Consider the following 23,283-nt stretch of genomic DNA (forward strand, 5'->3'; position numbering starts at 1 on the left):
TTAAATATGTCGTCACACTACGAAGCACCTATAAGAGAACCACTGGTTCTGGGCGAAAAGTCCTATCAAGACATCAGTGCAGATGTAGCAGCTCCTGTACTAGGAAAAGCAAATAAATCTTGGTGGATTGTTTTTACCATAGCCCTTATTGCATTTTTATGGGGATTAGGTTGTATTATTTATACAGTTTCTACTGGAATTGGAGTTTGGGGTTTGAACAAGACCGTTGGATGGGCTTGGGATATTACTAACTTCGTTTGGTGGGTAGGTATTGGTCACGCAGGAACACTTATTTCTGCAGTACTATTACTTTTCCGTCAAAAATGGAGAATGGCTGTAAACCGTTCTGCGGAAGCAATGACAATTTTCGCCGTTGTACAAGCAGGTTTATTCCCGATTATACACATGGGTCGCCCGTGGTTAGCATATTGGGTACTTCCAATACCTAACCAGTTTGGATCGCTATGGGTTAACTTTAACTCACCTCTTCTTTGGGACGTATTCGCGATTTCTACCTATTTATCTATTTCATTAGTGTTCTGGTGGACGGGATTACTTCCTGATTTCGCGATGATTCGTGATAAAACTAAAAGTCCTTTCCAGAAAAAGATTTACGGAATACTTAGTTTTGGATGGAGTGGTCGTGTAAAAGACTGGCAACGTTTTGAAGAAGTTTCACTTGTATTAGCAGGTTTGGCAACGCCACTTGTACTTTCTGTACACACCATTGTATCTTTTGACTTCGCAACTTCGGTAGTTCCTGGATGGCATAGTACTATTTATCCTCCATATTTCGTGGCAGGTGCGATTTTCTCTGGATTCGCAATGGTACAAACGCTTCTTATAATAATGAGAAAGGTTTCTAACCTTGAAAACTATATTACCATTGTTCATATTGAATATATGAATAAAGTAATTCTGCTAACAGGAGGTATTGTAACAGTCGCTTATGCTACTGAGTATTTTGTGATGTGGTATTCGGGTGTTCCTTATGAGGATTACACTTACCTATCATACGGTGCGGCAACAGGACCTTACTGGTGGGCTTTCTGGGCATTGATCATCTGTAACTTTGTTGTTCCAATGACCTTATGGGTTAAGAAATACAGAAGAAACATTATCTGGACATTTATTGTTGCCCTAATAATCAATATTGGAATGTGGTTTGAGCGTTTCAACATTATTGTTGTGAATATTACTAAAGATAGATTAACATCTTCATGGACAATGTTCCAACCAACATTTGTTGATATTGGAACGTTCGTAGGAACTATTGGTTTCTTCTTTGTTCTATTCCTTCTGTATGCGCGTACATTCCCTGTAATTGCACAAGCAGAGGTGAAAACAATATTAAAATCTTCGGGTGAAAAATTCAAGAATTTACGTGCGAAACACGGGAATGATGTTAGCCACGTAAGAGCACTTGACGGAGGACCAGTAGTTGAAAAGCCTGTAGCTTCACAAAATGTTGTTTCTGATAATGCAAAAGTAGACTCATTACTTTCAACTATAGGAGCATTTAATCCTGATGTTGAAGAGCAAGATGACTTGAAGTTGATAAATGGAGTTGGACCTGTAATGGAGCATAAACTGCATCAGATAGGCATCTTTACTTTTGATCAGGTAAGTAGAATGACTGACCGTGAATACGATTTATTAGATGAGATTATTAGTGAATTCCCTGGAAGAGCCAAACGTGATGATTGGGCTGGACAGGCGCTAATCCTAAAAAACAACAAATAATTATGGCTGCAAAGAAAATACACGCTATTTACACGGATGACGACCTGTTATTGCAGGCTGTAAATCAAACCCGTGCGGCAAAATATCATATTTCCGAAATATTTACACCATTTCCAGTACACGGATTAGACCATGCATTAGGTCTAGCTCCAACACGACTTGCAATCACCTCTTTCCTTTATGGATTATGTGGTTTAACAGTAGCTGTACTGATGATGAATTATATGATGATTCAAGATTGGCCTCAAAATATTGGTGGGAAACCAAGTTTTACTTTCTACCAAAACATGCCTACTTTCATCCCAATTATGTTTGAGTTGACTGTATTTTTCGCGGGTCACTTAATGGTAATTACATTTTATATGAGAAGTAAGCTCTGGCCTTTTAGAAAAGCAGAAAATCCAGATCCGCGTACTACTGATGCCCATTTCTTAATGGAAGTAGACGTAGATAATCACGATGTTGAAACGCTTTCTAAATTCTTGTATGACACAGGTGCATCAGAGATTAGTTTAATTGAAAATGAGCAGGACCACTAGTATGAAAACATTAAAAAACATAGCAATCGCAATTTGTGCCTCTGTAGTTTTGACTTCTTGTTTTAACGATAGAAAGCCAAATTATCAGTACTTCCCGAATATGTATGAATCGGTAGGTTACGAAACCTATGGAGAATATGAAATTTTTCCAGGACAACAATCAGCAATGATGCCTGTGGAGAATACTGTGCCTCGTGGTTTTGTTCCTTACGACTATGAAAACAGTACTGAAGGTTTAAATTTAGCTAAAGCTGAATTAGACAACCCTTATAAGGTTACTGAAGAAAACTTAAAAGTTGGAGCAGATTTGTTCAATATTTACTGTGCAGTTTGCCACGGTGATAAAGGAGATGGAAAAGGAATCTTAGCAACTCGTGAAAAGTTTTTAGGTATTCCAAGTTTTGCTGATGCAGGACGTACAATTGTACCAGGAGGTATTTACCACGTACAAACTTATGGATTGAATGCAATGGGTTCATATGCTTCGCAAACAACGGAAAAAGAACGTTGGCAAATAGCAATGCATGTAATGGACTTAAAAGCATCCTTAAAAGGTGAACCCGGTGTTCTTGAAACAGTGCAAGCTGAAAAAGAATTAACGGAGTCTCTTACCTCAGTTACAGATGACAACGCTACTCAAAAGTAGAACGTAATTAATGATTTATTAAAGAGAATGGCTAAAGATATGTATACGCTACCAAGTAAATTAAAACTGTTTTCTATTGTTCTAATGGTCCTAGGGCTTGCAGGAATAATCTTTGGGTTTATGACTACTCCCAAAACTATTGACGATGTTAAAAAGATTTTAGCAGAAGAAGAAGCCCACCATGGTGTAGACCATGCAGAGGATACTGCTAACTTTATTGATATTGCAAGAGGTGAAGAAGGGTACTCAGGAGCTGCAATGGAGCACGCAACCGATTTAAGTGCTGAAGGTCACGGAGCTTCATCACATGAAGAACATGTATTACACCAATTACAAACTAGACCTTGGTCTGCTACATTCGTAGCTGCATTCTTCTTTATGATGATTGCTTTAGGTGTACTTGTGTTTTACGCAATTCAATTTGCATCACAAGCAGGATGGTCTCCTGTGTTATATAGAGTAATGGAAGGAATAACATCTTATTTATTACCTGGATCAATCATTGTTTTTGTACTTGTAATTTTTGCAGGAGAACATTTCTATCCTTGGCAAAATGCTGATTTAGTAGCAGAAGATAAAATCTTACAAGGAAAGGCGGGTTACCTTAACTTCCCATTCTTTATTATCCGTGCGGCAATCTATCTTTTAGGTTGGAATATTTACCGTTACTATTCAAGGAAAAACTCTTTAGCACAAGCTGAAGCAAATAATTTTGATCACTATAGAAAGAATTTTAAGGCATCCGTTTTCTTCCTTATCTTCTTCCTATTAACTGAAGCTACAATGGCTTGGGATTGGTTCATGTCGATGACTCCACACTGGTACAGTACATTATTTGCATGGTATGTATTCGCAACGATGTTTGTTTCTTCAATCACTGTGATTGCTTTAGTAACAATTCACTTAAAAAGCAAAGGGCTATTGTCTTTTGTAAGTGATAGACACTTACACGATTTAGCTAAGTATATGTTTGCTTTTAGCATTTTCTGGACGTACCTATGGTTTAGCCAATTTATGCTAATCTGGTATTCAAATATTCCAGAAGAGGTTACTTACTTTATTATAAGAATTCAGGAGTATCAAGGATTGTTTTTTGGAATGCTAATACTTAATTTTGTGTTCCCAATGCTTGTGTTAATGAATAGCGATTTCAAAAAGGTTCCATGGTTTGTTGTTATAGCAGCAGTATTCATCTTGGTAGGTCACTATATAGATGTCTTCCTATTAGTTATGCCATCAACAGTTGGACACAACTGGGGCTTTGGAATACCTGAAATAGCTGCATTATTATTTTTTGCAGGGCTTTTCATTATGGTTGTTGGAAATGGACTTGGAAAAGTATCTCTTAGACCTAAGAACGACCCATTTATTAAGGAAAGTGAAAACTACCATTTTTAATCATTTAGTTTAAAAGAAGAAATTTAAAGATGACCGCATTTTTAGTAATTTTAGTAATTCTCCTTTTTGGAATCTCTGTTTGGCAAATAAGCAGGATATTTCGATTGGCTCAGATTAAATCGACAACTCATTCTGATATTGCCTCGGATGAAGATAATAACCATCAAGGTTATTTAATGTTAGCATTTTTAGCCTTTATCTATATCTTAACTATTGTTTCATTTTGGTTATGGTATGATACCTTATTACCAAAGTCTGCATCAGAACACGGTGAGCAAATTGACAACTTAATGTTAATTTCTATGATCGTTATTTTCGCGGCTGGTATTCTAACGCAATGGTTGTTACATTACTTTGCATTTGTTTACAGAGGTAACAAAACTAAAAGAGCAACTTTCTATGCCGATAACGATAAATTAGAATTTATCTGGACTATTATTCCTGTAATTGTTCTTGCCGGTCTTATTATTTATGGTCTTTTCACTTGGACAGATATCATGAATGTTGATAAGGATGATGATCCACTTGTTATAGAACTATATGCTCAACAATTTAACTGGAAAGCGCGTTACGGTGGTAATGATAACACACTAGGTGATGCTAACGTTCGTTTGATAGAAGGTGTTAACGTTTTAGGTGTGGATCCTGCTGACCCTAACAGTCAAGACGATAAAGTTGTAACTGAAGTTCATTTACCAGTTGGTAGAAAAGTATTGTTCAAGATACGTTCTCAGGATGTATTACACTCTGCTTACATGCCCCACTTTAGAGCGCAAATGAACTGTGTTCCTGGTATGATTACTCAGTTTGCCTTTACTCCTACAGTTACAACTGAGGAAATGCGTCAAGAAGATCATATTATAAATAAGGTTCAAAACATTAATGAAATTAGAGCCGAGAAGAGTAAAGAACTTCAAGCTGCTGGTGAAGAACCTCTAGACCCTTATGAATTTGATTATATGATTCTTTGTAATAAGATTTGTGGTATTAGCCACTATAATATGCAAATGAAGATTGTAGTTGAATCTGAAGAAGAGTATAATGCTTGGTTGGCAGAACAGCCTACCTTGGCAGAACAACTTAGCAAATAATATTAATAGAAAATTTAGCTTAAAAAGATATGTCAGCACACGCACAGGCTCACGCAATAGAAGATCATCACGAAGATCATGGGCATCATCATAAAGAAACATTTGTAACTAAATATATCTTTAGCCAAGATCATAAAATGATCTCTAAGCAATACCTAATTACAGGTTTGTTTATGGGTACTATAGGTATTCTAATGTCTTTATTGTTTAGAATACAACTAGCATGGCCAGACCAAAGTTTTACAATTTTTGAAATGTTACTAGGGAAATGGGCTCCAGATGGAGTTATGGATCCTAGTGTTTACCTTGCATTAGTTACGATTCACGGTACTATAATGGTATTCTTCGTACTTACAGCTGGATTGAGTGGTACTTTTAGTAACCTATTAATTCCACTACAGATTGGTGCAAGAGATATGGCCTCAGGATTCCTAAATATGGTTTCTTACTGGTTATTCTTTATCTCTAGTGCAATAATGGTTTTCTCATTATTCGTTGAAGCAGGGCCGGCATCAGCAGGATGGACAATTTATCCTCCACTTAGTGCTTTACCTCAATCTATTCCAGGTTCTGGGGCAGGTATGACATTATGGTTGATATCTATTGCAATATTTATTGCTTCATCATTGTTAGGTTCACTTAACTATATCGTTACAACATTAAATATGCGTACTAAAGGGATGTCTATGACGCGTCTTCCTTTAACTATTTGGGCATTCTTTGTAACTGCTATTATTGGTGTTGTAGCATTCCCCGTTTTATTTTCAGCTGCTTTAATGCTTATCATGGATAGAAGTTTTGGTACTTCTTTCTTCTTGTCAGATATTTATATTGCTGGTGAAGTATTACATCACCAAGGAGGTTCACCAGTGTTGTTTGAACATTTATTCTGGTTTCTTGGGCACCCAGAGGTGTATATTGTAATTCTACCTGCCATGGGTATAGTATCTGAAATTATGGCTACAAATGCTCGTAAACCAATTTTCGGTTACCGAGCGATGGTTGCGTCTATTCTAGCAATTGCATTCCTTTCTACAATTGTATGGGGTCACCATATGTTCGTTTCAGGGATGAATCCATTCTTAGGTTCTGTGTTTACCTTTACAACATTACTTATTGCAATTCCATCTGCTGTAAAAGCATTTAACTGGATTACCACCTTATGGAAAGGTAACTTACAGATGAACGTAGCTATGCTATGGAGTATAGGTTTCGTTTCTACCTTTATTACTGGTGGTCTTACTGGTATTATCGTTGGAGATAGTGCATTAGATATTAACGTTCACGATACGTATTTCGTTGTAGCTCACTTCCACTTAGTGATGGGTATTTCGGCGCTTTATGGACTTCTTGCTGGGGTTTACCACTGGTTCCCAAAAATGTTTGAGGGTCGTATGATGAATAAAAAATTAGGATACATCCATTTCTGGGTAACGGCAATTGGCGCTTACGGGATTTTCTTCCCAATGCACTTTGTTGGTTTAGCAGGGCTACCTCGTAGATACTACAACAACACAAGTTTCCCATATTTTGATGACTTACATGATATAAATGTTGTTATGACGCTGTTTGCAATTATGACGATTGCAGTACAAGTAGTGTTCCTTTACAACTTCTTCCACTCTATGTTCTACGGAAAGATAGGTCCAAAGAACCCTTGGAACGCTACTACATTAGAATGGACAGCAGAACAAAAACACATCCATGGAAACTGGGATGGTCCAATACCACATGTGTACCGTTGGGCTTACGATTATAGTAAACTTAATAAAGACGAAACAGATTACGTAATTGCTGGTCAAGATTATATTCCTCAAAACGTCCCTTTACAAGACAATGAGGATGAGTTAGAACACTAATTAATTTCTGTATAACGCAAAATATTAGTAGTAACACGTATTTCCTAGTAAATTAATCTATCTTATCTTTGAATAGATAATAATGAGTAGGAAGTGAGGAGACTACAAGTTATTTGACAAGCCGTGCTAAAAAGCACGGCTTGTTGTTTTTTCTGCTTTTTCTTATTTCTACATTACTTTCAATTACACTTCCTAGCTACCGATTCCTTATATTTGTTTTATGAATGAAAACCTTGATCCCTCCGGCGAAAATCTATCCCCACAGGAATTGGATATTGAGAAACAGTTGCGTCCATTAAGCTTTGAAGACTTTACAGGACAAGATCAAGCATTGGAAAATCTTCAAATTTTTGTGCAAGCTGCAAATCAAAGAGGTGAAGCCTTAGATCATACCCTATTTCACGGACCTCCAGGGTTAGGTAAAACTACATTAGCACATATTCTTGCAAATGAGCTCGACGTTAATATTAGAGTAACTTCTGGTCCAGTATTAGACAAACCAGGTGATCTAGCAGGATTACTTACCAATTTAGATGAACGAGATGTGCTTTTTATTGACGAGATACATCGTTTAAGCCCTATTGTTGAAGAATATCTTTATTCGGCAATGGAAGACTATAAAATTGATATAATGATTGAATCTGGGCCTAATGCGCGCTCGGTTCAAATTAATTTAAATCCCTTTACGCTAGTAGGTGCCACAACCCGTTCAGGTTTACTTACGGCGCCTATGCGTGCACGTTTTGGAATTTCTTCAAGACTCCAATACTATTCTACCAGATTATTAACTACAATAATACAGCGTAGTGCAAGAATTTTAAATGTGCCTATCGCTATGGAAGCTGCTATAGAAATTGCAGGACGCAGTCGTGGTACACCTCGTATTGCAAATGCTCTTTTACGTAGAATTAGAGATTTTGCTCAGATAAAAGGAAATGGGAAAATTGATATTGAAATAGCAAGATTTGGCTTAAACGCCTTGAATGTAGATGCCTTCGGTTTAGATGAAATGGATAATAAAATTCTTTCAACAATAATCGAAAAGTTTAAAGGCGGACCTGTTGGAATTACTACCATTGCAACTGCTGTTTCGGAAAGTCCTGAAACTATTGAAGAAGTGTACGAACCTTTCTTAATTCAGCAAGGGTTTATTATGAGAACTTCAAGAGGAAGAGAGGTTACCGAGGCAGCTTATAAACATCTTGGCAAGAATAGAGGTTCAACTCAAAGTGAATTGTTTTAATTTTAGCTATGGAAGTAATGAAAATCCCATCGGTTTCTGCCTTCCGATTTCTGATTCACTCCTTTCAGATTTTAAAAAATCCACTGCCCTTTCATCATAGAAATTTTGAAAATAAGGGGGACACATTTCGGTTGAAGCTCGGGTTTGGAAAATCTGTGATTTTTTCTCGTGATGCTGGCTTAGCACAATATGCACTACAGAAAAATCATAAGAATTATAAAAAATCTCCCATACAAACTCGAGATCTTGTTAAGTATGTAGGTAACGGACTTCTAACTTCAGAAGGAGAGTTTTGGCAAAAACAACGTAAACTAATTCAACCTGCGTTTCATAAAAAACAATTGGTTAATTTACTAGACGCCATTCAAGGTGCAATTGATATTGAATTATCTAAGATTGAAACGGGTAAAGCGAAAGATATCTTTCCTATTTTCAACGACCTCGCTTTTCAAACGGTGGTAAAATCGCTTTTTAGTAGTGCAGTTGACAGTCGTGAAATTAAAAGGCTTCAACATATCACCGAATCTGCGCAACAGATGCTGGTAAAAGAATTACGTATGCCGTACTTGGGTTGGTGGTTTAAACTGAGTGGCGAACTTTCTAAACACCTTGCTGAAACTAAAGAAGCGAGAAACATTCTTAAGAAACTTGTTAATGATAGGAGACAATCGGGCGTTCGTGAGGATGACTTACTAGACATGCTTTTAGATGCCAGATATGAAGATGGAAGTGGAATGGACGATAAGCAGTTGATAGATGAAATTTTAATATTGTTTACTGCTGGTCACGAAACAACTTCAAATGCACTTACATTTACTTGTGAATTACTTGCTCGAAACCCTCATGTACAGGATAAGATTTATGCCGAAATAACTGCCGCATCCGAGAATTCTGAAGGCTTAATGGAATTCATTAAAAACTGTTCGTATACCAAAAATGTAATAGAAGAGTCACTTCGCCTTTATCCTCCGGCATATTTTATAGATAGAGTGAATATTGAAAACGATACTTTTGAAGGGATGTTTATTCCGAAAAATTCAAGTTTATTATTTTCATTGTTAGAGATTCATACCGACCCTAAAAACTGGGATGAGCCTGAGAAATTTAGGCCAGAACGATTTTCCGATGTGAACGCTAAAGAGTATTCAGGTCACTATTTTCCTTTTGGAGCTGGCCCAAGAATGTGCATCGGTAATAACTTTGGAATGTATGAAATGATACTAGCGATTGCAGAAATTGTAAAAACATATAAGATTTCTAAAAAGAATTCACCAATAGAAATTAAGCCATTAATAACCTTAAAGCCAAAAAATGCAATTTTGGAGTTTAATTTGAGATAAGTTTTGATTGAAAATGCAGTAAAATATTCGCAGATAATAAAAGCCGAAGCAAAACGCTTGGGGTTCCTTTCTTGTGGTATAAGCAAAGCAGCTTTTCTTGAAGAAGAAGCGCCTCGATTAGAAAAATGGCTTAATAATAATATGAATGGCGAAATGGGGTATATGGAAAATCATTTCGATAAAAGACTAGACCCTACGGTTTTAGTGCCAGGTTCTAAAAGTGTGATTTCTTTATTGCTTAATTATTATCCTTCTCAAACTCAGAATCCTGATTCATATAAAATTTCTAAATATGCCTACGGCACCGACTATCATTTTGTTATAAAGGATAGGTTAAAAGAATTAATGCACTTTATATCGGAAGAAATTGGTGAGGTGAATGGAAGAGCCTTCGTCGATTCTGCTCCAGTATTAGATAAAGCTTGGGCTGCAAAAAGTGGATTAGGGTGGATAGGAAAACACAGTAATTTGCTCACTAAACAGTCTGGGTCATTTTATTTTATTGCCGAGTTAATCGTCGATCTCGATTTGGAATACGATAATCCCGTTACAGACCATTGTGGTACTTGTACCGCTTGTATTGATGCTTGCCCTACAAACGCTATTGTAGCAGATAGGGTTGTAGATGGAAGCAAATGTATTTCATATTTCACTATCGAATTAAAAAACGAAATTCCCATTTCAGAAAAAGGAAAATTTGAAGATTGGATGTTTGGCTGTGATATTTGTCAAGATGTTTGCCCTTGGAATCGTTTCAGCAAACCGCATAACGAACCGCTTTTTAATCCTCATCCTGAATTACTTTCTATGACGAAAAAAGATTGGGAGGAAATTACCAAAGACGTTTTTCGTGAAATATTTAAAAAGAGTGCAGTAAAACGAACAAAGTACACTGGACTCACCAGAAACATTCAATTTTTAAAAGATTGATTTCTGTTTCAGAATAATGAAGTTGATTGTTAATTATAGATTACAGTTCTAGGTTTCCCAATTTGGAAGTTTTGGAAGCCTAAGTCTTCAGTTTCAAAAGCATTAGATTTAAAGATGTTTTTTCCTTGTCCAGGAATTTGAGGATAGTATGCAAATGACAACTGGAAAGAGCTAAAAACTAAATAGTCATTTCTGATAATAAAACCTAGGCCCAACGAAGAGTATATAGGATTTCGTTTCCAGCTTCTATTACTTTCTGCAAGCATTCCTAGAGTTACATTTACAAATGGATTAAATCTAAAACCTAACAGCTCCCAAGGTGAGTAAAATTGTGTTTGTAAGCCAAGAACATATTTTTGAGTTCCTACAATTGAGGCATCGAAGCCGTGAATGGCTCCATTTCTATAATCGGAATAAAGGTTGCCATACGCTCCATTAAAATGGCCTCGCTCATTAAGGCTTAGCCTATCCACTTCAGATTCTAGCCGATTCATTCCTATTACAAATTGAGGTTTTACAAACTGTCTCATTTTCCACTTGTCTCCAAGTTGTAGGAGGTGAGAAAAATAGGTGGCTTCAAAATTAAAAACAGTTTGCTGCGTATGTGCATCATTAAAAAATGTTCCAAGTTCAAAATTGGTGCTTAAAAACCCAAACCTGAAATAATTGCCATAGGCTATTTTCGCTCCCAGATAAGGTCTGTTTTTATTGTTTTTATCCTGAATTCCCCCAGTAATTGAATAGACTACGCCTACCGGAACATCTTCGGTAATTCCATCCTTAAAAATATAATTGTCCTTAACGAATTGTCTAGAGGCTACTCCAATACTTGCTAAATAAATTTTTTCATCGGAAAAGAATCGGATACTATCGTATTCAATAGACGGGATATCTTTATAATCTACTAGTAAAGCACGCGCACTTAAAATAAGGTTTGTTGTTCGTTCTCTTTCGGAATTACCTTCAAATAACCGAAATGAATGTCCGCCCCAATAATCTTGAGCAATAAATTTCAAGTTTTTTACTGCGTAGCCGGCGGTATCGTTTTTTAATTCTCTTCCTAATAAACGTTCTTGTAAAAATACTCCTCCTGCCCAACGGGTTAATGGTGAGTAGAATATGCGGTCGAGTGCCAGAGTTTTTTCAAAATAACCTTCGTAATCAATAGAATACCTCCCCTCAGCACTTATGAAAGTATTTAAGAAGTTTGGAACACTATAACTTGCCTTGTAGGCGTCACTTCCATCATCCAATCTATTTGAAAACTCTAGTTTTAACTGATGCCCTGTACCAAGAATGTTCCGCTCTCTTAGTTTGAATTTTGTCTGTGACCCTGAAAGTTGAACCTTAGGTGTTAAACTCCACGAATCGAGCGCAGTAATTACAATGTCTACAGAATCTTTGGAATTAGAGATTTCCTGGGTTTCAATCGTAACTTCACGAATGTAATTTTGTGAACGAAGCAAACGTTCACTTTCTAAAAGCAATAAAGTGTCTAAAGGTTGGTTTTCTTTTAGAAGTAAAAAGTTATGAATAGCTAATGGTTTAGATTTAATATGAATATTGTTTCCAGTCTTCTCTAGCCAACTATTTGCAGTTTCAGTACTATCACTTATAGAATACCCAAAAGGATCTTTAGTATTGATTATTATTTTACGAATTATTTTTCCATCGTGTTTTTTATAATTGGGGTTCTTTTTATGGGTAGGTTCCACCTTAGATTTATTAGCAGTAGATCTAAATAGCCACCGATGCACCATTTTCGTAAACTTACTCTTTTTAGAATACGACTCTATTTCTTGATAAATTCCAATACTATCCTTTTCCGCCTGTTTGTTTTGAGCGGCAAGTTGGGGGGATGTATAAAATAGTAATATGAGGAATAAAAGTCTTTTCAATTTCACCTTTAAGATTAATACTTTTCAAAAGTATTGAAAGCTAAGCATTTTCTTTGCTTTTAAATTTTAAACATTTCTAAAAACTTGTAATAAAAACCGAGAAGCTATTCATGCTACGGATTATTTCAAAACTCGTACCTTTGAAGGATTATCACTAGATTTATTGATTGGTGATTTTTATTAATAAATGTTGTAAAGAAATATGAGCAAACAGAGCAAACGCAGAGAAGCATTATTATACCATGCAAAACCAAAACCTGGGAAAATTCAGGTAGTTCCAACCAAAAGTTATTCTACACAACGTGATCTTTCCTTAGCATATTCGCCAGGAGTTGCAGAACCTTGTCTTGAAATAGAAAAAGATTTAAAAAACGCATATAAATACACTAACAAAGGGAATTTAGTAGCAGTTATCTCTAATGGAACTGCGGTATTAGGATTGGGAAATATTGGTCCTGAAGCGTCTAAGCCTGTAATGGAAGGTAAAGGTTTGCTGTTTAAGATTTTTGCCGACATCGATGTGTTTGATATTGAAATTGGTACAGAAGATATTGAAGAATTTATAGCTACTGTAAAAAATATAGCGCCAACATTTGGAGGAATAAATCTTGAAGATATAAAGGCTCCTGAAGCTTTTGAGATTGAAAGGAGGTTGAAAGAAGAGTTGAATATTCCTGTAATGCACGACGACCAGCATGGTACAGCAATTATTTCGGCAGCAGCATTGCTTAATGCATTGGAATTAGCAGATAAGAAAATAGAAGATGCTGTTATCGTAATTAGTGGTGCTGGAGCTGCTGCGGTTTCTTGTACGCGACTTTACAAGTCATGCGGAGCAAAGGCTGAAAATATTGTAATGTTGGATAGCAAGGGAGTAATTAGGGAAGATCGCGAAAACCTTTCAGACGAAAAAGCAGAATTTGCTTCTCATCGAAAAATAGACACCTTGGAAGAGGCTATGAAAGATGCAGATGTGTTTGTAGGGCTTTCGGTAAAAGACATTGTAACTCCAGAAATGCTGTTGAGCATGAAAGCAAATCCAATTGTATTTGCTATGGCTAATCCTGACCCGGAAATTGAATACGATTTAGCTGTAAAAACTAGAAAGGATATTATAATGGCTACGGGCCGTAGTGATCATCCTAATCAGGTAAACAATGTTTTGGGTTTCCCGTTTATTTTTAGAGGTGCACTAGATGTACGAGCAACAAAAATAAACGAAGCTATGAAAATGGCAGCTGTTAAAGCACTTGCGAATCTTGCAAAAGAGCCAGTGCCTGAGCAGGTTAATATTGCTTACGGGGAAACGAAGCTTACGTTTGGTAGAGAATATATAATCCCAAAACCTTTTGACCCTAGATTAATAACTGCTGTTCCTCCGGCAGTTGCAAAAGCTGCCATGGAAAGCGGAGTGGCAACACACGAAATTACCGATTGGCAGAAGTATCAAGATGAGTTATACGAACGTATGGGTAGTGACAATAAAACCATTCGCTTATTAATCAATAGAGCAAAGTTAAAACCTAAGCGAATTGTATATACAGAAGCAGACCATCTGGACGTATTAAAGGCGGCTCAAATTGTATATGAAGAAGGTATCGGTATTCCGGTTTTATTAGGAAGAAAAGATGTTATTAAGGATTATATGGAGCAATTGGAGTTTGATGCCGATATAGAAATTATCGATCCAAAGAGTGATGTAAAGCCTGAAAAATTCGATGAATACGCCGAGAAATTCTGGATGAAGAGAAAGCGAACAGGTGTTACCCTATACGATGCTCGAAAGTTGATGACAGAGCGTAATTATTTTGCAGGGATGATGGTTAGTGAAGGGGATGTAGATGCAATGATCTCAGGGTTCTCTCGTTCCTACCCACTTGTAGTAAAACCTGTTTTTGAAACTATAGGGAAATTTGATGGTGTAAATAAAGTTGCTACAACCAATTTGATGATCACAAAACGTGGTCCGATATTTATTTCAGATACATCTTTAAATATTGACCCTACAGCCAAAGAGCTAGCACAAATTGCTCGAATGACCAATTATACTATCAAAATGTTTGGTATGGAGCCGGTAATAGCAATGATTTCGTATGCAAATTTCGGTTCTTCAAAGGATCCTCACGCAACTAAAGTTAGAGAAGCGGTTGATATCATCCACAAGACTAATCCAGATATGATTTTGGATGGAGAACTACAAACAGACTTTGCCTTGAACGCAGAGTTAATAAAGAAGAAGTTCCCATTTTCAAAATTGGCTGGAAAAAAGGTGAATGCATTAATTTTTCCAAACCTAGATTCTGCAAATAGTAATTATAAGCTTTTAAAAGAGCTTAATGGTGTTGAGTCTATAGGGCCAATAATGTTGGGAATGCGTAAACCAGTGCATATTTTGCAGATGAAAGCTAGTGTAGATGAAATTGTAAACATGAGTGCCGTTGCCGTTGTAGATGCACAACAGAAGGAGAAACGAGGTAAATTGTAATTAGAGTTCCATATTATTATTGTAATTCTGCAAGATAGGTTATACACATTAAAAAGCATTGTCTAAATTTAGAGCAATGCTTTTTTCATTTATAAGTAAATTAAAGCTACAATAAGGATAATTATTGTTGAAATTTTATAATACAAACTACCTTGTTTTTAAGCTTAATATGTTATTTATATTTCCAAAAATCCCCAATGGCAGTTGCAAATAATTATACTATATTTGAACCCTTTAGTTTTTATTAACATATGATAACCCATATACAGGGCAGATTAGTTGAAAAAAACCCAACTGACGTAGTGATAGACTGCAATGGTGTAGGGTATTTCATCAATATATCTTTGCATACATTTTCCGAAATTCCCGCTAGTGAAAGTATAAAACTTTACACTCACTTGCAGGTGCGTGAAGATGCCCATATTCTTTATGGTTTTACCAGTGTTGCAGAACGAGAAATATTTAGATTGTTAATTAGCGTATCAGGAGTGGGAGCAAGTACGGCTAGATCTATGCTTTCGTCATTATCCCCAGATCAAGTAATTGATGCTATCGCACAAAATGATATTGCAGTTATACAGTCGGTAAAAGGAATTGGAGCCAAGACAGCTCAGCGAGTAGTGTTGGACTTAAAAGATAAAATTTTAAAAGTGTACGGTTTGTCAGGAAATTCTGCCGGTACAAGCAATACGAATAAAAATGAAGCGTTATCTGCTTTGGAGACACTAGGTTTTATTCGCAAAAAGGCTGAAAAGGTGGTGGATGCCATTATTAAGGAAACTCCACAGGCTTCGGTAGAATTGATTATTAAACAAGCTTTAAAAAATTTATAAAATTTGAAGGCAAAAAATTACGTTTACAAGGGTAGCTTTTTCAAGCTTTTGGCAGTGTTAAGTTTCATTTTGGTTAGCAACTCTTCGCTAGCACAAGATTCAACCGCAGTTGGTAATGAAATGGGGAATATGATACTTCCAAACCCAACTAGCATCCAGGATTTATATACATACGACCCTATTACCGATAGGTATATCTATTCGCAAACGCTTGGCGGTTTTAACATAAATTATCCAACTATTCTTACGCCTAAAGAATATCAAGATTTAATTCAAAAGGAGCAGATGAAATCGTATTTCAAGCAGAAAATTGATGCTGCTGATGGACGAAAAGAAGGTTCTGAAGAAGAGCAGAAAAACTTGCTTCCTACATTTTATGTGAATTCCAACTTCTTTGAAACTGTTTTTGGAGGTACCTCAATTGAAGTGATTCCTCAAGGTTCTGTTGAAATGGATCTTGGTGTTTTGTATACAAAGCAAGATAACCCGTCTTTTTCACCGAGAAACCGAACAAATTTTTCATTTGATTTTGACCAGCGAATCAGCTTAAGCCTTTTAGCTAAAGTTGGAACAAGACTTCAGGTAAACGCAAATTACGATACGCAAAGTACTTTCGACTTCCAGAACCAAATAAAACTTGAATATACCCCAACAGAAGACGATATTATTCAAAAAATTGAAGTTGGTAATGTTAGTATGCCGCTTAATAGTTCTTTAATTCAAGGAGCGCAAAGTCTTTTTGGTGTAAAAACACAACTACAATTTGGTAAAACAACCATAACCGGGGTGTTTTCTGAACAAAAATCTGAATCGCGAACTGTAACTGCCGAAGGTGGAGCTACCGTCACCGATTTTGAATTATATGCACTAGATTACGATGAAAACCGTCACTTCTTCTTAGCACATTATTTTAGAGACAACTACGATCGTGCATTGGCGCAATATCCATTTGTAAATAGTAATGTGCAGGTAACTCGTATGGAAGTATGGGTTACAAACCGTACCTCTCGTACTGAGAACGTAAGAAACATTGTTGCAATTCAAGATATTGGGGAATCAGATCCCTTAAATATTGGGTTAAACGCTCCTCCAGGAGGGTTTATTAATGTAGGAAGAAATGCATATCCAGATAACGCGAACAACGATTTTAACCCATTTGGAATAAATGGTGGAGCATCTTCTTTGTTAACCCCAGCTATTCGAGATGTGGCTACTGTAGGGCAGGGTTTCTCTGGAGTTCAAGTAAGTGAAGGTATCGATTATGCTACGCTTGAGAATGCGAGAAGACTAGACCAGAGCGAATATCAATTAAACGCTGAATTAGGGTATATCTCGTTAAATCAAAGTTTATCAAACGATGAAGTTCTCGCGGTTTCTTATCAATTTACTGCAAACGGAAAGGTTTACCAAGTTGGAGAATTTTCTAGCGACGGAGTTGAAGCAAATGGAGGACCAAGAGAATTAGGAGGCAGCAATCCTCCGGGAGGAAACAATGAAGTAGGAATGGCACAAAACCTAGTAGTAAAACTTCTAAAGAGTAATATTACTAGTGTAACGGAACCAATTTGGGACCTGATGATGAAAAACATCTATCCAATTGGAGCTTACCAACTTGAAAAGGAAGATTTTAAATTGAATATTTTCTATACAGATCCTTCCCCTTTAAACTTTATTACTGAAGCTCAAGCATCGCCTGGTCATCCTTATGCACAACTTCCTGAAGATGTAAAAGATGAAATTCTTCTTAGAGTATTTAATTTAGACCGACTTAACTTTAACAACGATCCTCAAAATGGTGGGGATGGTTTCTTTGATTTCTTAGATGGAATTACCGTAGATTCACAAAATGGTCGAATTATATTCCCTACTGTTGAGCCTTTCGGTAAGCACTTATTCGATCAATTAAATCAAACACCAACTACAGGAGTTCCTCCTGCAAGCTATGACATTCCTGAAACGTATAATGCAAACCAGCATAAATACGTTTTTAGATCGCTATATACTTCTACAAAAACGAGAGCTGAACAATTAGAAAGCGAGAAAAATAAATTCCAACTAAAAGGTAGTTATAAATCTACGGGTGCAGATGGTATTCCTATTGGAGCATTTAACATTCCTCAAGGTTCCGTTACTGTTACCGCTGGTGGTCGTACCTTAGTAGAAGGTGTAGATTATACAGTGAACTATCAATTAGGTAGAGTTAAAATTATAGATCCAAGTTTGTTAAACAGCAAAACGCCAATTTCGATTAGCACTGAAAACAACTCACTTTTTGGTCAGCAAAGTAAGCGTTTTACTGGATTAAATGTCGAGCATAAATTCAGTGATAAATTTATGATTGGTGCAACGTACTTAAACTTAAATGAGCGTCCGCTAACTCAAAAATCATCGTATGGTGTAGAACCTATTAACAACACTGTATATGGTATAAATGCTACTTATTCTACCGAAGTACCTTTCTTAACAAGAATGGTAAATCACCTTCCAAACATCGATACTGATGTTGAGTCAAACGTTTCTTTACGAGGTGAATTTGCTTACTTAAGCCCAGGAGCTCCAAAAGTTTCTGACTTTGGAGGAAAAACAACTGTTTATGTCGATGATTTTGAGTCTTCACAAACAGCAAACGATATTAGTAGTCCTTCAAGTTGGTTCTTAGCGAGTACTCCGGTAGGATTTGGTGGAGAGGTTATAAATAATGATTTGTCTTATAACTTCAAACGTGCTAAGTTAGCGTGGTATACTATTGATCCTATTTTTTATAGTACACAACGTCCAAATGGAATTAATGATGAAGACCTTTCTTCTCCATTCTCAAGAAGAGTGTTTAGAGATGAAATATTCCCAAATCAAGATATTATACAAGGACAAACACAAGCACTTTTCACCTTAGATTTAGCTTATTACCCTTCACGTCGTGGAGAGTATAATTACAACCCAGCTGCAAACGGAACAAATGAACTTCCTAATCCAGAAGATAATTTTGGAGGTATAATGAGACCACTTACAACCACAGATTTTGAGCGCTCAAATGTAGAGTATATTCAATTCTGGGTGATGGACCCGTTTATTTATGAGGAAAACAATACCAATCCTGGAGGAATGCTAAACTTTAACCTCGGAAATATTTCGGAAGATATTCTTAAAGATGGAAGAAAGCAGTATGAAAATGGACTTCCTAAAGATGGTTCAACTGGAAATACTACTTCAACAACTTGGGGTAAAGTGCCTTCAAATCAATCTTTAGTTTACACCTTCAATACCGAGGGGCAGGAGCGAATTAATCAGGATATTGGATTAGATGGATTGAACAATGCCGAAGAAGCTGCGGAATTTCCAGAATTTGCCGGCTTAGCAGATCCAGCAAACGATGATTATCAATACTTCCTTCAAGCAGAAGGAAATATCTTAGATAGGTATTTGAGATACAACGGTACTCAGGGTAACTCTCCAGTAGAAGTAACTGATACAAATAGAGGTAGTACAGCTCAGCCTGATGTTGAAGACATCAACAGAGACAATACAATGAACACAGTAAATAGCTATTTCGAATATAACGTTCCTATGTTCCCAGGAATGAATAGAGATAACAATAACTATGTTTCTGATGTAAAAGAAATAGAAGTTACTACTGAAAACAATAGTGTAATTCCAGTGCGTTGGGTTCAATTTAAAATTCCAATCAGTGAGCCCGACCAAGCTATTAACGGCATTACAGATTTCCGTTCTATCCGTTTTATGAGAATGTTTATGTCTCAATTTGCAGAAAACACAGTTTTAAGATTTGGTACTTTAGAATTAGTGCGCGGAGATTATAAGCGTTTCGATAAAACATTGGATGATGTAACCATGGAAGATCCAATTTTGGACAATACACTTTTTGAAGTAACAACAGTAAGTATTGAAGAAAACGAAAATCGTGAGCCAATTCCTTATCGATTACCTCCGGGACTTGAACGTGAGCAGTTAAACAATAATAACGATATTATTCGTCAAAACGAACAATCGCTTTCCCTTCGTGTTAGTGGATTAGAACCGAATGACGGGCGCGCAGTTTACAAGAATTTTGATGTGGATATGCGTCAATATAAAAATCTTGAAATGTTTATTCACGCGGAGTCGCTCCAAAATGAAACCGAGTTAACTAACGGCGATATGTTGGCGTTTATTAGGTTGGGTAACGATTTAACCGATAATTATTACGAGGTTCAAATACCGTTGAATCCAACAAGTTTTGGTGCGAGAAATCCTGAAGATATTTGGCCATTGGCAAACCGATTGAATTTACCATTAGAATTGCTGCAACAAGTAAAAACCCTTACTCCAGCAAACGCTACTGAAGTAGTTTATTATACCGAGTCTGAATTAGGTGGGGATTTATCTGGTGGTGAAAATGAATTGACCATCGGAATTAAAGGAAATCCAAGCTTTGGAAATGTTCGGACTATAATGTTGGGTGTTAAAAACAGTACTACTAATGATATTAGTGGAGAAGTGTGGTTCAATGAATTACGCCTTTCAGAATTAGAAAACCAAGGAGGTTGGGCTGCAGTAGTAGCACTTGATGCTAATATTGCCGACTTCGCAACAGTAAGTGCTTCAGGTAGAAGAAGTACCGTTGGATTTGGTTCATTAGAGCAAGGTCCAAACCAACGTAGCAAAGAAGACGTACAGCAATACGACGTTGTTACCAATGTGAATTTAGGACAGTTGTTGCCTAAAAAGTGGGGTGTGCAGTTGCCATTTAACTATGGAAGATCTGAAGAGCTTATTACGCCACAATACGACCCTGAATTCCAAGATATCGAACTTCAAACAAGATTGGATAATGCAGTAAGTGATGCTGAACACGATAGAATTAAGGAACAAGCTGTAGATTATACAAAACGTCAAAGTGTTAACTTTATAGGTGTTCGTAAAGAACGTACTGGTGAGTCTAAGCCTAAAGTTTACGACATAGAAAACTTCACAGGATCATTTTCGTACAACCAAACAGATCATCACGATTTTGAAGTTGAAGATGCTGTTGAACAAAATGTAAGAGTAGGTGCAACTTACAATTACAATTTTGAAGCTAAACCAATAGAGCCATTTAAAAAGAACGACTCAATTTTTAGAGGTAAATATTGGCAGTTCTTAAAGGACTTAAACTTTAATTATTTGCCGACTAATATTTCAGTTGGTTCAAATATTACGCGTCAGTATAACGAGCAAAAATTTAGAGATATAAACTTCATAGAAGGAAATATTGGATTGCCTACATTGTACCAGCGCAACTTCTTATTTGATTGGCAGTACACTATTAATCATAATTTGACTAAGTCATTGCGATTCAACTTCACATCAACCAACAATATGATTGTAAACAATTATCTTGATGACGAAGGGAATGTAAATAATAATGTTGGAGTTTGGGATGGTTTCTTCGATGTAGGAAATCCTAATCAACACTTCCAGTCACTTCAAGTGAATTACGACTTGCCGTTTAATAAATTTCCGTTCTTGAAATTTATAAGAGCGACTTATTCATATACCGGAGATTACCAATGGCAAGCTAGTAGCAACTTATTTAATAATATACCGGTGATGTTGAACGATGGTTCGACAAATACTTACGACTTAGGAAATTCTATTCAGAATGCAAGTACACATCAAATCAACTCGAGTGTTGATATGACTGGTTTTTACAGATATATTGGATTAACTAAAATAAGGAAAAGCAAAAAACGAAATTCTAGAACTGGCGAAGGAGACATTAAAACTGGAAGATCTGGAGAAAGAGGTGGTAGACAAGGATTAGATGGTAAGAATAAAAAGGATGAAAAGTCTGGTAGGCTAGGTTTAGCTGCAACTGGAAATTCTAATGTAATGGGTAGAGGTGCATCAGGAGCTGGAGAAGGAGGTTTAAATACTGGAGATAAAGCTGTAAATACCTTAATCGGACTTGCAACTTCATTAAAGAAAATTCAACTTAGCTATAAAGAAAACAATGGTATTTACTTACCAGGATATACCCCATCGGTTGGATTTATTGGAACCTTAAAACCAACCACAGGTTTTGTTTTTGGAAGTCAGAGCGAAATTCGCGAATTGGCAGCTCGTAAAGGTTGGTTAACACTGTACCCTGAATTTAATGAGCAGTATACCGAAACTACTAGCCGCCAGTTAGATATTCAGGCAAACTTAACACCCTTCACCGATTTAACGATTGATGTAAATGGAAGCAGAGTGTATTCTGAAAACTATTCAGAAAACTATATTGTTGAAAATGGGCTTTATAACTCTTTAACGCCTAATACATTTGGTAACTTCAACATTTCAACTATGTTGATTAAAACTGCATTTTCTGCTAGTGATGAAACCAATTCGGCTGCGTTTGAAGACTTCAGAAATAACCGTTTGATTATTGCCAACAGACTTGCGGAAGAACATTATCAAGGAGGTCCAATTCCAAGAACGGAAGATGGTTTCCCAGTAGGTTTCGGGAGAAATAGTCAAGACGTATTGTTGCCAGCCTTCCTTGCAGCTTATAAAGGAAATAAAGCAGATAAAGAAAGTACGGGTATCTTTAGAGATGTGCCACTTCCAAACTGGGATATTAAGTATACAGGATTAATGAGGTTGCCTTGGTTTAAGAAAAACTTCAAGCGTTTCTCATTAGCTCACGGATATAGAGCTGGGTATACTGTAAACCAATTCCAATCTAATTTAGATTACAACCACGCAGATCCTGAAGCTGTAGACCAATCGGGTAATTTCAAAGTGAAAACATTGTTGACCAATGTGAACTTAACTGAACAGTTTTCACCATTAATTAGAATGGATTTTGAAATGAAAAATTCGGTTAAAATATTAGCCGAAGTACGTAAAGACCGAGCGCTTGCTTTAAGTTTTGCAAATAACCTACTCACAGAAATTAGAGGTAATGAATACACTGTTGGTTTAGGTTATCGAATTAAAGATTTACGAATTGCGACTAATTTTGGAGGAAAAAAGTCGGTTATGAGTAGTGACCTTAACTTTAAGATTGATCTTACAAGAAGGGATAATGTAACAATAATAAGATATTTAGATATCGAGAATAGTCAAACTACAGCAGGACAAACTATGTATGGAGCTCAATTGACTATGGATTACGCGCTGAGTAAGAACCTTACAGCTTTATTCTATTACGATCATACTTTTTCAAAGTATGCTATCTCAACGGCGTTCCCTCAAACTACTATCCGCAGCGGATTTACCCTGCGATATAATTTTGGAAACTAATTTAAAAAATAA

13 protein-coding genes are annotated in these 23,283 nt (G+C 36.5%); 12 read left to right on the plus strand and 1 reads right to left on the minus strand.

Translation table 11 applies throughout. The annotated features are described in order from the left end of the window. Nucleotides 1-6 precede the first annotated feature (6 nt). From nrfD to queG, 9 genes are all read left to right on the plus strand, one after another. Nucleotides 7-1,743: an NrfD/PsrC family molybdoenzyme membrane anchor subunit gene (gene nrfD / locus K8344_RS06000; protein ID WP_237607844.1), complete on the plus strand. Its 1,737-nt coding sequence runs from the start codon at nucleotides 7-9 to the stop codon at nucleotides 1,741-1,743. Nucleotides 1,744-1,745: 2 nt separating this feature from the next. Next, nucleotides 1,746-2,282: a DUF3341 domain-containing protein gene (locus K8344_RS06005; protein ID WP_139855572.1), complete on the plus strand. Its 537-nt coding sequence runs from the start codon at nucleotides 1,746-1,748 to the stop codon at nucleotides 2,280-2,282. 1 nt (nucleotide 2,283) lies between these two features. Continuing rightward, entirely contained in the window at nucleotides 2,284-2,928 is a 645-nt protein-coding gene (locus K8344_RS06010) for a c-type cytochrome (RefSeq protein WP_237607845.1), read from the plus strand. A gap of 39 nt (nucleotides 2,929-2,967) precedes the next feature. After that, nucleotides 2,968-4,326 carry a quinol:cytochrome C oxidoreductase gene (locus tag K8344_RS06015; RefSeq protein ID WP_237607938.1) on the plus strand — a complete coding sequence of 453 codons (1,359 nt, stop codon included), beginning with the start codon at nucleotides 2,968-2,970 and terminating at the stop codon, nucleotides 4,324-4,326. Nucleotides 4,327-4,355: 29 nt separating this feature from the next. Beyond that, complete coding sequence (locus tag K8344_RS06020; RefSeq protein WP_237607846.1) at nucleotides 4,356-5,417, plus strand: cytochrome c oxidase subunit II; 1,062 nt, start codon at nucleotides 4,356-4,358, stop codon at nucleotides 5,415-5,417. Between the two features lie 29 nt (nucleotides 5,418-5,446). Further along, a complete protein-coding gene (locus K8344_RS06025) occupies nucleotides 5,447-7,276 on the plus strand; it encodes a cytochrome c oxidase subunit I (RefSeq protein WP_237607847.1) in 1,830 nt (609 codons plus the stop codon). Nucleotides 7,277-7,496: 220 nt separating this feature from the next. Further along, nucleotides 7,497-8,519 carry a Holliday junction branch migration DNA helicase RuvB gene (ruvB, locus tag K8344_RS06030; protein ID WP_237607848.1) on the plus strand — a complete coding sequence of 341 codons (1,023 nt, stop codon included), beginning with the start codon at nucleotides 7,497-7,499 and terminating at the stop codon, nucleotides 8,517-8,519. A gap of 8 nt (nucleotides 8,520-8,527) precedes the next feature. Next, on the plus strand, nucleotides 8,528-9,859 hold the full coding sequence (locus tag K8344_RS06035; protein ID WP_237607849.1) for a cytochrome P450: 1,332 nt from the start codon (nucleotides 8,528-8,530) through the stop codon (nucleotides 9,857-9,859). A gap of 3 nt (nucleotides 9,860-9,862) precedes the next feature. Continuing rightward, nucleotides 9,863-10,789 carry a tRNA epoxyqueuosine(34) reductase QueG gene (gene queG, locus K8344_RS06040; protein WP_237607850.1) on the plus strand — a complete coding sequence of 309 codons (927 nt, stop codon included), beginning with the start codon at nucleotides 9,863-9,865 and terminating at the stop codon, nucleotides 10,787-10,789. 29 nt (nucleotides 10,790-10,818) lie between these two features. Here the strand turns inward: queG and K8344_RS06045 are convergent, their stop codons facing one another. Further along, complete coding sequence (locus K8344_RS06045; RefSeq protein WP_237607851.1) at nucleotides 10,819-12,687, minus strand: hypothetical protein; 1,869 nt, start codon at nucleotides 12,685-12,687, stop codon at nucleotides 10,819-10,821. Nucleotides 12,688-12,889: 202 nt separating this feature from the next. Between K8344_RS06045 and K8344_RS06050 the strand changes: the two genes are divergently transcribed. The 3 genes from K8344_RS06050 (at nucleotide 12,890) to sov (ending at nucleotide 23,271) form a co-directional block, all read left to right on the plus strand. Next, nucleotides 12,890-15,172 (plus strand): NADP-dependent malic enzyme, encoded by a 2,283-nt coding sequence (locus K8344_RS06050; RefSeq protein WP_237607852.1) that lies wholly within the window; start codon nucleotides 12,890-12,892, stop codon nucleotides 15,170-15,172. A 251-nt stretch (nucleotides 15,173-15,423) separates the two neighbouring features. After that, on the plus strand, nucleotides 15,424-16,005 hold the full coding sequence (ruvA, locus tag K8344_RS06055) for a Holliday junction branch migration protein RuvA (RefSeq protein WP_139855564.1): 582 nt from the start codon (nucleotides 15,424-15,426) through the stop codon (nucleotides 16,003-16,005). A 3-nt stretch (nucleotides 16,006-16,008) separates the two neighbouring features. Then, nucleotides 16,009-23,271: a T9SS outer membrane translocon Sov/SprA gene (gene sov / locus K8344_RS06060; protein WP_237607853.1), complete on the plus strand. Its 7,263-nt coding sequence runs from the start codon at nucleotides 16,009-16,011 to the stop codon at nucleotides 23,269-23,271. The last annotated feature ends 12 nt before the right edge of the window (nucleotides 23,272-23,283 follow it).

The sequence above is a fragment of the Aequorivita xiaoshiensis genome, from assembly GCF_022008395.1.
Taxonomy (GTDB): Bacteria; Bacteroidota; Bacteroidia; order Flavobacteriales; family Flavobacteriaceae; genus Aequorivita; species Aequorivita xiaoshiensis.